Below are 13,211 nucleotides of genomic sequence, written 5' to 3'. Positions count from 1 at the left end.
TAAGCCTTAAGCCTCCAGCGGCTTTTAAACCGAGAGGAAGGGAACCATGAAAATCAGCCGCCAAGCCTACGCCGACATGTTCGGCCCCACCGTCGGCGACCGCGTGCGCCTGGCCGACACCGAGCTGTGGATCGAGGTGGAGCAGGACTTCACCGTCTACGGCGAGGAAGTGAAGTTCGGCGGCGGCAAGGTCATCCGCGACGGCATGGGCCAGGGCCAGCTGCCGGCGGCCGAGGTGGTCGACACCGTCATCACCAACGCGCTGATCCTCGACCACTGGGGCATCGTCAAAGCCGACGTGGGCCTGAAGGACGGCCGCATCTCCGCCATCGGCAAGGCCGGCAACCCGGACATCCAGCCCGGCGTGACCATCGCCCTGGGTGCCAGCACCGAGGTCATCGCCGGCGAGGGCATGATCCTCACCGCCGGCGGCATCGACACGCACATCCACTTCATCTGCCCGCAGCAGATCGAAGAAGCGCTGATGAGCGGCGTCACCACCATGATCGGCGGCGGCACCGGGCCTGCCACCGGCACCAACGCCACCACCTGCACCTCCGGGCCCTGGCACCTGGCGCGCATGCTCCAGGCTGCCGACGCCTTCCCGATGAACATCGGCTTCACCGGCAAGGGCAACGCCAGCCTGCCGCTGCCGCTGGAAGAACAGGTGCGCGCCGGCGCCATCGGCCTGAAGCTGCACGAGGACTGGGGCACCACCCCGGCGGCCATCGACAACTGCCTGAGCGTGGCCGACCGCCTCGACGTGCAGGTGGCCATCCACACCGACACCCTCAACGAATCCGGCTTCGTCGAAACCACCCTCGCCGCCTTCAAGGACCGCACCATCCACACCTACCACACCGAGGGCGCCGGCGGCGGCCACGCGCCGGACATCATCCGCGCCTGCGGCTTCGCCAACGTGCTGCCCAGCTCCACCAACCCGACGCGGCCGTTCACCCGCAACACCATCGACGAGCACCTGGACATGCTCATGGTCTGCCACCACCTGGACCCGAGCATCGCCGAGGACGTGGCCTTCGCCGAATCGCGCATCCGCCGCGAGACCATCGCCGCCGAGGACATCCTCCACGACCTCGGCGCCTTCAGCATGATCAGCTCCGACAGCCAGGCCATGGGCCGCGTCGGCGAAGTGATCACGCGCACCTGGCAGACCGCCGACAAGATGAAGAAGCAGCGCGGCGCCCTGGATGGCGACGGCGCGCGCAACGACAACTTCCGCGCCAAGCGCTACATCGCGAAATACACGATCAACCCGGCGATCACCCATGGCGTCAGCCACGAAGTGGGCAGCATCGAAGTGGGCAAGCTGGCCGACCTGGTGCTCTGGCGCCCGGCCTTCTTCGGCGTGAAGCCGAGCCTGATCCTCAAGGGCGGCGCCATCGCCGCCAGCCTGATGGGCGACGCCAACGCCTCCATCCCCACCCCGCAGCCGGTGCACTACCGGCCGATGTTCGCCAGCTTCGGCGGCAGCCGCCACGCCACCAGCCTGACCTTCCTCAGCCAGGCCGCCTGGGAATCCGGCCTGCACGCCCGCCTGGGCCTGCACAAGGCCATCGGCGTGGTGCAGGGCTGCCGCACGGTGCAGAAGACCGACCTGATCCACAACGCCTACCTGCCGCACATCGAAGTGGACCCGCAGAACTACCAGGTGCGCGCCGACGGCCAACTGCTGTGGTGCGAGCCGGCCGAAGTGCTGCCCATGGCGCAGCGTTATTTCCTGTTCTGAACACCCGCCCAGGAACACCCTCGTAGGATGGTGTTGAGCGAAGCGATACCCATCGCCACGGCATCATGGGTTTCGCAGGCTCAACCCATCCTACGAAGGCGCCTCGGCGCAGCCTGCAAGACAGTCGCACCTACGCCACAAGCGAGCACGGCTTCTCGGTACACCACGCCATTCCCCTGTAGGAGCGCGCCCTGCGCGCGATTCGCGGGCAGGGCGCGCTTACGTTCCAGGAAGCACGGCTTTTCGTAGGATGGTGTTGAGCGAAGCGATACCCATCACCGCCACCGCATGGGTTTCGCAAGCTCAACCCATCCTACGAAGGCGCCTCGGCGCAGCCTGCAAGACAGTCGCACCTACGCCACAAGCGAGCACGGCCTTTCGTAGGAGCGAGCTTGCTCGCGAACAGACTCCGCAGCGGGGCCCATTCGCGAGCAAGAACTAGGCGTCCCCCTCGCTCCTACGAAGAGCAGCTCGATACACCACGCCATTCCCCTGCGCGCGATTCGCGGGCAGGGCCCGCTCCTACAGGCGGCTGAAATCCCCCGGGGAAATTCAGAAGACCTCCCCCACCGGCACCGCTTCGCATTTCCCCGCCGAGTCCACCCCCTACGCTGGCAGGGCCTCTGTGCCCGTCCCTCCAGAACAACAAGGACTCCCGATGAAACGACTGACCGCCACCCTGGCCCTGGCGCTGGGCCTGTGCGCCTGCGCCCAGGCCGCCGATCCCATCACCCTGGGCCTCAACTACCCCCGCACCGGCAGCTACCAGAACGAAGGCCGCGACCAGATGCGCGGCGCCCTGCTGGCCATCGACGAAATCAACGCCGGCGGCGGCGTGCTCGGCCGCTCGCTGCGGCTGTCCAGCCACGACAGCGCCTCGCGCTCGAAGAAGGCCGTGGCCAACGTCGACAAGCTGGCTGACGAGGGCGCCGCCATGCTCTTCGGCGGCGCCTCCAGCGCCGTGGCCATCGCCGCCGGCAAGCGCGCCGCCGAGCGCGGGCTGCTGTACTTCGGCGCCGTCACCTATTCCAACGACACCACCGGCAAGGACGGCCACCGCTACATGTTCCGCGAGGGCATCAGCGCCTGGATGAGCGCCCGGGTGCTGGGCCAGTACCTGGCGCAGAAGCACCCGGGCAGCCGCTACTTCTACGTCACCTCCGACTACACCTGGGGCCACACCACCGAAGCCTCGCTACGCCAGGCCACCGGCACGCAGGACGGCGCCCAGCACCCCGGGCGGCGCATTCCCTTCCCCGCCGTCGGCCTCGCGCACTACCGCGACAGCCTCGCCCAGGCGGCCGCCAGCGACGTCCAGGTGCTGGTCCTGGTGCTGTTCGGCCGCGACCTGGTGCGGGCCATGCAGGTGGCCCACGACCTCGGCCTGACCAAGCGCATGCAGATAGTCGCGCCCAACCTCACCCTGAACGTGATCGAGCAGGCCGGGCCGAGCGTGATGGAGGGCGTGGTCGGCACCGAGCCCTGGACCTGGCGCGTGCCGGAACTGGAGAACAGCGCCCGCGGCAAGGCCTTCGTCAACGACTACGTGAAGCGCTACCAGAAGTACCCGTCCAGCTCCGCCGCCTCGGCCTACGGCATCGTCTACCAGTGGGCGGACGCCGTGCGGCGCGCCAACAGCCTGGACAGCGAGGCGCTGATCAGGGCCCTGGAAGGCCACCGCTACGCCCTGCTCAAGGGCGAGCAGTACTGGCGCGCGTTCGACCACCAGAACGTGCAGCGCATCTATGCGGTGAAGGTGAAGCCGCGCAGCGAAGTGCTGAAGGACCCGCTGAAGCAGGACTACTTCGAGATCATCCACCAGCTCGACGGCGACCAGGCCGCGCCCAGCCTCGACGAGTGGAAGGCGGAAAGGCGCGCCGCCGGCAAGCCCCCGCAGTTGCAGTGAGGCGCCTCAGCGCAGCTGGCTGTCCTTGCTGCCGCGCCGGTTGTAGCCGGCGAAGGCCGCCTGCTCGTCATGGGCGGCCTGGCAGTTCACGCACAGACGCACGCCGGGCACGGCCTTGCGCCGCGCCTCGGGAATGGGCGCATCGCACTCCTCGCAATGCGTCAGGCTCTCGCCGCGGGGCAACTGGCTGCGCGCCCGGGCGACTGCGTCCTCGATGGTGCTGTCGATCTGTTCCTGCACCGCGCCGTCGTTCGCCCAACCACTGGCCATGGCAACCTCCGATCAAACTTTGTACAGATTGCAGATATTGGCGCCCCGGCGGCCGATTGCAAGGGCGAAAACGCGGCGGGGTGCGCTGAAAAGCCCCTTCCCCGGGCGCCGCGCAACGAGAACAATAGCGCGCTTTCCCGCCATGGATGTTCCCCGATGCGAATCCTCCCGTCTCCTCTGCGCCACTGCCTGCCGCTGGCCCTCTGCGCCCTGCTCGGCAGCCAGGCCCAGGCCGCCGAGGCCCCCGGCGTCGAAGCCGACCTGGTCGACGCCAACCGCTACCTGCTGCTGTACAGCGCCACCGCCGACGAGCGCTTCCTCGACCGCCTGGACGCCACCGGCAAGCACCTGCAAGCGGCCCTTGCGCAACGCCAGGATGCCACCACGCTGCGCACACTCTGGGCCAGCTACGAGCAGGGCCGCCAGCAGATGCTGGCCGAGCACGCCGCCCGCAAGCTCGACCAGAACGGCGAGATGGCCCGCAGCCTGAAGCTGGCCGAGCCCCTGGACGCCTACCTGCAAGCCCACCCCCTGGCCACCCCGGGCCTGGCCGACGACCTGCGCAGCCGCGCCCTGCTCACCGCCCGCCTGGCCAACCTGCAGAAGGTCGACGGCCCGCGCGCCGAGGCCGAGGCGGCGAACGTCAAGGCCCTGGACGAGCGCATCCAGCAGCGCATCGATGCCCTGGCGAAGAGCGACCCGGCCCTGCACGACGAACTGGACAAGCGCTGGCGCTACCTGCAGGTCAGCCAGCGCAACGGCCAGCAGTTGCTCTATCCCTTCAACGCGCAGATCGAGGCCATGCTCGGCAAGCTGGCCGGCGCCTGACGGGGACCCGGAGGCGGTCTACCGCAGCTTCGGAATCGTCCGATATCCGGCGCCGGGAGGGCCGCCAAGAATGGCGGCTCCATCGCCAGGAGCCGCCCCATGCACCGCCTCGTCCTTTCCCTGCTGCTGAGCCTGCTGGCCAGCCTGCCGACCGCGGCCCTGGCCGATGACTTCGACGCCACCCTGCAGGCCGCGCAGCGCTACCTGCTGCTCTACAGCGCCACGGGGGACGAACGCTTCCTCAAGCGCCTGGAACGGCTCGACGAGGCCTTCCAGGGCCAGGTCGCCGAACAGCACAACGGCGAGACGCTGCAGGACATCTGGTCGCTCTACGGCGAAACGGTGGCGCAGGTGGAAAGCGGCTACGAACAGAGCGGCCCGGTGCTACGCGAGGCGCTGGCCCAGGCCCTGGAAGTCTCGGCGCTGCTGCAGGAATTCCGCCTCCAGCCCGGCGCCACGCCGGGGGATGCGACCCTGGCGGCCAACCTGCAGCGCCTGGCCCTGCTGCAAGCCAAGCGGGCCAACCACCGCCTGCTGGGGGAAGACACCGACACCCTGCGCGAGGCCATCGCCGACCTGCAGCAGACCATCGAGACGCAGTTCGCCGCCCTGCCGGCCAGCGTCGAAGGCGAAGCGATGCGCGCCCGCTGGCGCTACCTGCGGCTGACCGAGCGCCCGGCCGGCACCCTGCTCTACCCGTTCAACGCCCAGGTCGAGTACCTGCTGGAGAAGCTCGGCGAGAACGGGGAAGCCTGAAAGGCCCTACTCCTTCACTTCCATGTATTCCCTGGCGAAGATCTGGTACTCCTCCGGCAGGGTGTACTTCTTCGCCAGCTCCGAGGCGGTCAGGTCGGACGCATCCACGCCGCGCTGCTCGCGCAGGCAGTCGTAGGTGGCCTTGATGGCGGCGAAGTAGGCGGCATGGCCGTCCACCACGATGCGCACGCCGAGCTTGGCCAGGCGCTTGTCGTCGTGCAGCTTCGGGTTGCCGTAGGACACCAGCATCAGCGGCACGCTCAGGTGCCGGGCGATGGCCTCCAGGTGCTCGAAGTCGCGGATGCCGACCATGCAGATGCCGTCGGCGCCGGCGGCCTGGTAGGCCAGGGTGCGGCGGATCACGTCGTCCACCTCGATCACCTCGGCGTTGGTCCGCGCGATGATCGCCATCTCCTGGTCCACCCGCGCCTCCAGCGCCGCGCGGATCTTGCCCACGCCCTCCTCCACCGGGATCAGGTCGGTGGACTTGCGGCCGAACTGCGCCGGCAACAGGGTGTCCTCGATGGTCAGCGCGGCCACGCCGGCGCGCTCCAGCTCGACGATGGTGCGCATCACGTTCAGCGCGTTGCCATAGCCGTGGTCGGCATCGGCGATCACCGGCAGGCGCGCGACGCGGCCGATGCGGGTGGCCTGCTCGACGAACTCGCTGAGGGTGATGAGGGCGAAGTCGGGCGCCGCGAGCACTTGTAGCGAAGCTACAGAACCACCCAGGATGCCGACCTCGAAGCCGAGGTCGCCGGCGATGCGCGCCGACATCGGGTCGAACACCGATGCCGTGTGGTAGCAGGAGGAAGAGTTCAGCAACGCCCGGAAACTCTGGCGTAGCTCGTGGTGGGAGGCTCTGTGCATGGCGGGATCCAACTGCGACCTGGAAGTGGGAAAGGGTTCTGCGGAATCGGCAAACTCATGTAGCAAAACTACAGGATGGCAAATGTAGCAAAACTACAAGGCCTTCCCAAGCACTCTATAACCTCCACCGTCCAGCGGCACATGAGCCGATAGTCGAGCAGGCCCAGGCGCACTCGCGTAAACTGCGCGGCCGTTTTTTCGCCGGACCTTTCCGCCATGCTGCACTCCACTGACGCCCGCGCCCTGGGCATCGACTTCGGCACCTCCAACTCCACCGTCGGCTGGTGGCGCCCCGAGGTGGAACCGCTGATCGCACTGGAAGACGGCAAGATCACCCTGCCCTCGGTGGTCTTCTTCAACACCGAGGAGCGTCGCCCGGTCTACGGCCGCCTGGCCCTGGCCGAATACCTGGAAGGCTACGAGGGGCGCCTGATGCGCTCGCTGAAAAGCCTGCTCGGCTCGCCCCTGCTCAAGAGCGAGACCACGGTGCTGGGCAGCGCCCTGCCGTTCAAGGACCTGCTCGGACTGTTCATCGGCGAGCTGAAGAAGCGCGCCGAGGCCGTCGCCGGCCACGAGTTCGAGGCCGTGGTGCTGGGCCGCCCGGTGTTCTTCGTCGACGACGATCCCGAGGCCGACCGCGAGGCCCAGGACACCCTGGTGGCGGTGGCGCGGAAACTCGGCTTCAAGGACATCTCCTTCCAGTACGAGCCCCTGGCCGCGGCTTTCGACTACGAGCGCGGCATCCAGCGCGAGGAGCTGGTGCTGATCGTCGATATCGGCGGCGGCACCTCGGACTTCTCCCTGGTGCGCCTGGCCCCGGAGCGCCGCGAGCAGGCCGAGCGCCAGGCCGACATCCTGGCCACCGGCGGCGTGCACATCGGCGGCACCGACTTCGACAAGCAGCTCAGCCTGCAGGGCGTGATGCCGCTGTTCGGCTACGGCAGCCGGATGAAGTCCGACGCGCTGATGCCCACCAGCTACCACCTGAACCTGGCCACCTGGCACACCATCAACGCGGTGTACGCGCAGAAGTCGCAGCTGGCGCTGAAGAACATGCGCTACGACATCGTCGACGGCACCGGCATCGACCGTCTGTTCCGCCTTATCGAACAGCGCGCCGGCCACTGGCTGGCGATGCAGGTGGAAGCCAGCAAGATCGAGCTGAGCGACAGCCAGCGCCGCGACATCGACCTGGCGCGCATCGAACCGGGCCTGGTTGCGGAACTGACCCGCGAACTGTTCGAGGGCGCGATAGAGCCGCAACTGGAACGCGTGCGCGCCGGCATCGGCAAGCTGCTGGGCGATGCCGACATCGACGCGGCCAAGGTCGACACCGTGTTCTTCACCGGCGGCTCCAGCGGCGTCCCGGCCCTGCGCCAGAGCGTGGCCGCCATGCTGCCCAACGCCCGCCACGTCGATGGCGACCGCTTCGGCGGGATCGGCAGCGGTTTGGCTATCGAGGCTAAAAAGCGCTACGGCTGAGGGATTGGCTTTTCGTAGGAGCGAGCTTGCTCGCGAATGGTGCCTCCCGGATACGCTGGCATCACGCTGACCTCCGTACCCTCTCCCCAGCCCTCTCCCTGTGTATGGACCGGAGACATGGTGAACAGGTGTTCGGAGACATGGTGAACACATCATGCTGAGGCATCGAAACGCATGAGGAGCGTGAGATGCCCTGGCAGGAGGTGTCCAAAATGCAGGTACGCGAGGAATTCGTTGCCTTGGCCAGCACGCCGGGTGCCAACCTCCGCCAGCTTTGCCGGCGCTTCGGAATCAGTCCGAATACCGGTTACAAATGGCTGAAGCGAGGTCAGGCGGGCGAGGGGCTGGAGGATCGCTCACGACGTCCAAAGCGCTCTCCGGGCCGTTCGCCGGAAGATCTCGAAGCGCACGTCGTGGCTCTGCGCCAGGAGCATCCGAGCTGGGGCGCACGCAAGTTGCGGCAACTCTTGCTCAATCAGGGGGTGGATGCTCCAGCGGTAAGCACTGTGCATGCGATCCTGCTCCGCCATGATTGCATTCAACCGGAGGCTGGCGAGCGCTGCCAGCCGTGGCAACGCTTCGAACATGTTGCTCCGAACGATCTGTGGCAGATGGACTTCAAGGGGCACTTTCCCCTCGCCAAAGGGCGTTGCCATGCCCTGACGATCCTTGATGACCACTCCCGCTATGCCCTATGCCTACAGGGTTGTAGCGATGAGCGACGGGAAACCGTGCAGGCACACCTCATTGCGACCTTCAGGCGCTATGGGCTACCGCGGCGTATGACCATGGACAATGGCAGCCCCTGGGGTGATACCGAAGCCCATTACACGGCCCTGGATGTCTGGTTGATGCGCCAGGGTATCCGGACCAGCCACTCCAGCCCTTACCACCCGCAAACCCAAGGCAAGGATGAGCGCTTCCACCGCACGCTCAAGGTCGAGTTGCTGCAAGGACGAGTTTTTGATGACCTGATCCACGCCCAGGCAGCGTTTGATCGTTGGCGCGGGCTTTACAATCAGCAGCGTCCGCACCAGGCACTGGACATGCAGGTTCCGCAACAGCGTTATCAACCGAGCCCGCTTGAATATCAGGAGCATCCACCCGCTCCGCAGTACGATGAGCTGGACCTGGTGCGCAAGGTCCAGGGCAAAGGTGAAATTTACTGTCAGGGGCGGCCGTACCAGGTAGGCAAGGCATTCATCGGTGAGTCGGTCGCTATACGGCCGACTACCGAAGAGGGACAGTACAACGTGTACTGGAGCACGCACCGTATTGCCAGGATCGACCTGCGCGAGCAGCTATGCATCGCTGGCAAACGGCTTCCCTAACCTGTTCACCCTGTCTCCGAACAGGTGTCTACCATGTCTCCGGTCCATACACCCTGAAGGGAGAGGGGGCTTGTCCGTGCCGAGAGGAAGATTGGTTTCAGTCGGTAATCTCCGTGCTAGCCGGCTAATGCCGAAACATCAGCGCACTCCGAACGGTCCCCTCTCCCTTCAGGGAGAGGGTTAGGGAGAGGGCGCTCTACAGCCCAACCCCAAAGCCCCCGGCAAGCACGGTTCGCGAGCAAGCTCGCTCCTACAAGTCACTTCCCCCGTAGGGCGTATAACCGTTCGCGGTTATACGCCACCGCCCCAAAGCCCCTCCCCCCAGTTTTTTCGAACTCCCCTCCCCGCCCCCGACTCGAAACAGCACCACCCACAGGTCCGAGCCGACAAGGAGGCCCCATGTACCGGCAAGCCCTGCTGACCGCCACCGCCCTGGCCCTGCTCGCGGGCTGTTCCCATGAATCCACCCGGGTGCAGAACCCGGTCAACCTGGTGACCTACCGCGACGCGCCGCTGGTGCGCGACGTGCACGACGGCATGAGCAAGGATGAGGTGCTGCGCGTCGGCGGCCCGCCGTCCAGCAGCCAGGCGCGGGCGTACAAGGCTGGTAGCTGCAACAGCTACATCCTCAACAAGGACGGCCGCGAGCAGCCCTACTACGTGACCTTCGACGACCAGGGCAAGGTCGACGGGACCGGTTTCCTCAGCTGCTCCGAGCGCGACCGCCACGACCGCGACGCGCACCCCTGAGGCCGGCGGGCGGCTCAGCTGAGCGCCGCCACCAGTTCCGCCTTGGTCATCCGCCAGCGCCCGCGCACGCCTGCGCAGGTTGCGCGCGCCAGCAGCTCCTTGCGCGTCATGCCCAGCAACTTCTCGGCGGCCGGCTTGCTGCGCCGGGCGAGCCTGGCCAGGGCGTCCACCTCTTCCGGGCTCAGGCCCAGCTTCCCGTACTGCGCCTGAACGTGCGCCCGCTGCTTCTCATGGCGCGCCGTGTGGCCCTGCGTACCGTTGCGAGGCATGGCAATCTCCTTCTGCAAAGGGGGGGAACAGAGCAATGGACCTGGCGTTGCGAAAAATATTCAGCCTTTGTCGCTGCCGTCTATCATGCGAGCAGGAAACAGGAGAGGACCTCATGAAACAGCGCATCGTCGAATTGCCCGCCTTCAGCGTGGTGGGCTTGGAATACCGTGGCGACGGCCAGGACGGCAGCATCGGCCAGCTCTGGCAGCGCTTCCTGCCGCGCGAGCATGAGGTCGCCGCGCTGGCCGACGACCGCAGCGCCTATGGCATCTGCGCCCAGGCCGCCGGCGGCGTCTTCCACTACGTCGCCGGGCTGCCGGTGGCGCCGGGTACAACGGTACCCGAGGGCATGGTGAAGTTCGAAGTGCCGGCGCAGAAGTATGCCGTGTTCACTCATATCGGGCCGGTGGAAGGCATCGCCGACAGCTTCCAGCGCATCCACGCCGAGCTGCTGCCCCAGCGCGGGCTGGAGCCGCGCCACGCGCCGTCCTTCGAGCGCTACACCGAGCGCTTCCACGGGCCGGACGACGCCACCTCGGAAACCGACCTGTACATCCCCATCTACTGACTCAGCGCTTCGGCGCCCGGGCCGGCTGCTTCATCTGCGCCAGCAGGGCGGCGCACTGGTTGTCCTCGCTCTTGCTCGGCGCGATCAGCGCCAGCAGCCCGGCCGCCGGCCCCGCCGCCACGCCCAGGGCGACCATGCCGGCGCCGCGGGCGATCAGCGGGCCGGCGTGCACCCCGGCCTTCGGGTTCTTAAAGGTGCCCTGCACGTACAGCGGCGAGCGCAGCGAGAACAGCCGCACGCCCTTGCTGTGGGGGATGATGTCCAGGTCCAGCTGCTCGGTGGCGAGGTTGCTGGTGCCCTCGACGTTGATGATGGCGTTCTCGGTATCGAAGGCGAAGATCCGCGGCTGGGCCAGGCCCTTGGCGATGCCGACGTCGGCCGCCGCGCAGTTGATCTTCACGTCGTCGTCGCCGAACAGCTTGGCCACCAGGTAGTTGCCGACGTTCAGCCCGGCGATCTCCATCAGCCCCTTGCTGATCCGCCCGTCGTTGATCAGCAGCTTGAGCTCGCCGTTGGCGCCGCCGAGGATGGCCGCCACCGAGTTGCCGGTGCCGGCCAGGGCGGCGTCGCCGTTGAGTTCGCCGAAGCTGGTCTGCATGGGCGCGAAGCTGGGGAACAGCTGCTTCAGCTTGAAGCCGCGGGCCTGCAGCTGCACCCGGCTCTGCATCGGCGCCTTGCCGCCGTCCAGGCGGATCTGCGCGATCAGGCTGCCGCCGGCCACGCCGAAGCGCAGCGGGTCCAGGCGCAGCAGGCCGTTCTCCAGGCGCAGGTGGGTCTGCAGGTCGCTGATCGGCAGTTTGTCGCTGTGGACGATGCGCTTGCCGGCGAACTCCACGTCGGCGTCCATGGCGCGCCAGCGCTCGGTGCGGAATTCCTCCACCGGCAGCACCTTGTCCGCCGGCTGGCGGGTACTCTGGCCGCGCGCCTGCTTCTGCGCGTTGCTGTCAGCGCCGATCAGCGGGCCGAGGTCGGCCATGCGCAACTGCTCGGAGGTCAGCTTGCCGCTGAGCCGCGGCCGCGGCTGGCCGTTGACGAAGGTCAGGCTGCCGTGCAGGTCGCTCTCGCCGACCTTGCCGTTGAAGTTCTGGTACTCGAAGCGCGCGCCGTCCGGGTCGTGCAGTTGCGCGCGCAGGCGGCCGTCGGTGGAATAGGCCGGGGTGTCCGGCAGGGTCACGCCGGTCAGCGGGTAGAGGTTGGCCATGCTGGTGCCGGCCAGCTTCAGGCGCAGGTCCAGGGCGCCCAAGTGCAGCGGATCGGTGAGGGTGCCGACCACCGCGGCGCGGGTGTCGCCCACCTTCACCTCGGCCTGCAGCGGGAACGGCCGGCTGGCGTCTTCCAGGGCCAGCACGCCGCCCACCTTGCCCTCGCCGGCCAGCGGCAGGCCCTTGTAGGTGCCGCGCACCTTCCAGCCGAACACGTAGTCCTGGGTGGCCGCCGCCTGCTCGCCGCCCAGCGCCTTGCCGGCCAACTGGGCGAAGGGCACCGGCTTGCCGAGGCTGTCCACCAGCACTTCCAGGCGCGTCTTCAGGGTCTGGTCGTCGAAGCCCACGCGGCCCTTGTCGAAGCCGATCTCGCCGATGGCCAGGGACCAGGGCGTGGGCTCCTCGGGCTGCCCCTCCTCCTTGGCCGGCAGGGTGAAGGTCCAGTTGGCGCGGCCGTCGGCCAGGCGCAGCAGGTCGGCGCTGGGCTGCGTCAGGCGCACCTGCGGGATCACCACCTGGTGCCACAGCAGCGGCAGCGGCGAAAGGCGGAACTCCACGTGCTTGAGGCTGGCGAACTCGGCCGCGCGGGTCTTGCCCTGCGCCCAGTCGGGGTTGCCCAGGGTGATGTCGCTGGCGGCGAAGTGCGGCCAGGGCACCCAGGCGCGCCAGCCGCCCTCCTCCGGCTCGCGCTGCCAGAGCACCTGCAACTCGCCGTTGATGGCGAAGGGGCGGCCGATGGCGGCGGAGACCTTGTCATTGATCAACGGCCGCACGCGGTTCCAGTCGAAGGTGGCGATGAACGCCAGCGCCGCCACCAGCAGGGTGAGCAGGCCGGCAAGGCTGAACAGGCAGATTTTTGCGCCGCGCGTCATGCAGAACTCCTTGTCGCCGCGTCGGTTGGGTGCGCCCAGGCAGGCTCTTCTACCGGGTTGGACCGCAGGGCGCCGGCGAAATGCCGGAAAAATCGCCGGGGCGGAAAATCGAACGTTTCCCCAACGTAGCACGCCACCCCGACCGCACGCCGACATCCGCGCGTCGATGCAAGCCGACGCCATGCCCCCAGAAACAGGCACAACCGCTCTGGCATGCGGTTCAGCGAGCGATTTGGCCGCTTCCGGGAAGGCTCCCGGGCTACCACATCGATAAAAACATCCAATAAATAGATATAAACAATCGCATCGATACAGCCCATCGAGGCCATTGATAGAAGTCAATATTTAAAATCATCTAA

Annotated in this window: 12 protein-coding genes; 8 read left to right on the top strand and 4 right to left on the bottom strand. The window is 67.4% G+C overall.

The window, feature by feature from the left end; translation table 11 throughout:
* The first annotated feature begins 46 nt into the window (after positions 1 to 46).
* Both ureC and M8R19_RS19425 read left to right on the top strand, forming a co-directional pair.
* The gene (ureC, locus tag M8R19_RS19430) at positions 47 to 1,747 is read left to right on the top strand and encodes an urease subunit alpha (protein ID WP_249918642.1); all 1,701 of its coding nucleotides are present in this window, start codon (positions 47 to 49) and stop codon (positions 1,745 to 1,747) included.
* Positions 1,748 to 2,405: 658 nt separating this feature from the next.
* Complete coding sequence (locus M8R19_RS19425; protein WP_249918641.1) at positions 2,406 to 3,653, top strand: substrate-binding protein; 1,248 nt, start codon at positions 2,406 to 2,408, stop codon at positions 3,651 to 3,653.
* Between the two features lie 6 nt (positions 3,654 to 3,659).
* On the opposite strand, the gene M8R19_RS19420 is transcribed toward M8R19_RS19425, so the two are convergent.
* Positions 3,660 to 3,923, bottom strand: coding sequence for a DksA/TraR family C4-type zinc finger protein (locus M8R19_RS19420; protein WP_043318848.1), 264 nt, complete (start codon positions 3,921 to 3,923; stop codon positions 3,660 to 3,662).
* Between the two features lie 156 nt (positions 3,924 to 4,079).
* Between M8R19_RS19420 and M8R19_RS19415 the strand changes: the two genes are divergently transcribed.
* Positions 4,080 to 4,751 (top strand): hypothetical protein, encoded by a 672-nt coding sequence (locus M8R19_RS19415; protein WP_074982747.1) that lies wholly within the window; start codon positions 4,080 to 4,082, stop codon positions 4,749 to 4,751.
* Positions 4,752 to 4,850: 99 nt separating this feature from the next.
* The gene (locus M8R19_RS19410) at positions 4,851 to 5,507 is read left to right on the top strand and encodes a hypothetical protein (protein WP_249918640.1); all 657 of its coding nucleotides are present in this window, start codon (positions 4,851 to 4,853) and stop codon (positions 5,505 to 5,507) included.
* A 6-nt stretch (positions 5,508 to 5,513) separates the two neighbouring features.
* Here M8R19_RS19410 and M8R19_RS19405 read toward each other — a convergent pair whose 3' ends face one another.
* Positions 5,514 to 6,377, bottom strand: a complete 864-nt coding sequence (locus tag M8R19_RS19405) for an oxaloacetate decarboxylase (RefSeq protein ID WP_009613347.1) — start codon at positions 6,375 to 6,377, stop codon at positions 5,514 to 5,516.
* 216 nt (positions 6,378 to 6,593) lie between these two features.
* Here M8R19_RS19405 and M8R19_RS19400 point away from each other — a divergent pair, with 216 nt between their 5' ends.
* The 3 genes from M8R19_RS19400 to osmE all read left to right on the top strand — a co-directional run bounded on the left by M8R19_RS19400 (position 6,594) and on the right by osmE (position 9,940).
* Positions 6,594 to 7,859, top strand: coding sequence for an Hsp70 family protein (locus M8R19_RS19400; RefSeq protein WP_249918639.1), 1,266 nt, complete (start codon positions 6,594 to 6,596; stop codon positions 7,857 to 7,859).
* A gap of 188 nt (positions 7,860 to 8,047) precedes the next feature.
* A complete protein-coding gene (locus M8R19_RS19395) occupies positions 8,048 to 9,190 on the top strand; it encodes an IS481 family transposase (protein ID WP_116425595.1) in 1,143 nt (380 codons plus the stop codon).
* A gap of 399 nt (positions 9,191 to 9,589) precedes the next feature.
* Entirely contained in the window at positions 9,590 to 9,940 is a 351-nt protein-coding gene (gene osmE / locus M8R19_RS19390; RefSeq protein WP_009613351.1) for an osmotically-inducible lipoprotein OsmE, read from the top strand.
* Between the two features lie 14 nt (positions 9,941 to 9,954).
* On the opposite strand, the gene M8R19_RS19385 is transcribed toward osmE, so the two are convergent.
* Complete coding sequence (locus M8R19_RS19385; protein ID WP_249918638.1) at positions 9,955 to 10,209, bottom strand: hypothetical protein; 255 nt, start codon at positions 10,207 to 10,209, stop codon at positions 9,955 to 9,957.
* Positions 10,210 to 10,322: 113 nt separating this feature from the next.
* Between M8R19_RS19385 and M8R19_RS19380 the strand changes: the two genes are divergently transcribed.
* Complete coding sequence (locus M8R19_RS19380; protein WP_074985038.1) at positions 10,323 to 10,778, top strand: GyrI-like domain-containing protein; 456 nt, start codon at positions 10,323 to 10,325, stop codon at positions 10,776 to 10,778.
* 1 nt (position 10,779) lies between these two features.
* On the opposite strand, the gene M8R19_RS19375 is transcribed toward M8R19_RS19380, so the two are convergent.
* Positions 10,780 to 12,852: an AsmA family protein gene (locus M8R19_RS19375; RefSeq protein ID WP_249918637.1), complete on the bottom strand. Its 2,073-nt coding sequence runs from the start codon at positions 12,850 to 12,852 to the stop codon at positions 10,780 to 10,782.
* Positions 12,853 to 13,211 lie beyond the last annotated feature (359 nt).

The sequence above is a fragment of the Pseudomonas sp. R3.Fl genome (assembly GCF_023516765.1).
In the GTDB taxonomy this organism is placed as follows: Bacteria; Pseudomonadota; Gammaproteobacteria; order Pseudomonadales; family Pseudomonadaceae; genus Pseudomonas; species Pseudomonas citronellolis.
Note: the sequence above shows the minus strand (reverse complement) of the source record. Positions and strands in the feature narration are given on the sequence as shown.

Bases quoted from the DNA above. Each gene is read 5' to 3' on its own strand.
- M8R19_RS19385 (WP_249918638.1), bottom strand. From the start codon at position 10,209: ATGCCTCGCAACGGTACGCAGGGCCACACGGCGCGCCATGAGAAGCAG.
- M8R19_RS19400 (WP_249918639.1), top strand. From the start codon at position 6,594: ATGCTGCACTCCACTGACGCCCGCGCCCTGGGCATCGACTTCGGCACC.
- M8R19_RS19425 (WP_249918641.1), top strand. From the start codon at position 2,406: ATGAAACGACTGACCGCCACCCTGGCCCTGGCGCTGGGCCTGTGCGCC.
- ureC (WP_249918642.1), top strand. From the start codon at position 47: ATGAAAATCAGCCGCCAAGCCTACGCCGACATGTTCGGCCCCACCGTC.
- M8R19_RS19410 (WP_249918640.1), top strand. From the start codon at position 4,851: ATGCACCGCCTCGTCCTTTCCCTGCTGCTGAGCCTGCTGGCCAGCCTG.
- M8R19_RS19405 (WP_009613347.1), bottom strand. From the start codon at position 6,377: ATGCACAGAGCCTCCCACCACGAGCTACGCCAGAGTTTCCGGGCGTTG.
- M8R19_RS19395 (WP_116425595.1), top strand. From the start codon at position 8,048: ATGCCCTGGCAGGAGGTGTCCAAAATGCAGGTACGCGAGGAATTCGTT.
- M8R19_RS19380 (WP_074985038.1), top strand. From the start codon at position 10,323: ATGAAACAGCGCATCGTCGAATTGCCCGCCTTCAGCGTGGTGGGCTTG.
- M8R19_RS19420 (WP_043318848.1), bottom strand. From the start codon at position 3,923: ATGGCCAGTGGTTGGGCGAACGACGGCGCGGTGCAGGAACAGATCGAC.
- M8R19_RS19375 (WP_249918637.1), bottom strand. From the start codon at position 12,852: ATGACGCGCGGCGCAAAAATCTGCCTGTTCAGCCTTGCCGGCCTGCTC.
- osmE (WP_009613351.1), top strand. From the start codon at position 9,590: ATGTACCGGCAAGCCCTGCTGACCGCCACCGCCCTGGCCCTGCTCGCG.
- M8R19_RS19415 (WP_074982747.1), top strand. From the start codon at position 4,080: ATGCGAATCCTCCCGTCTCCTCTGCGCCACTGCCTGCCGCTGGCCCTC.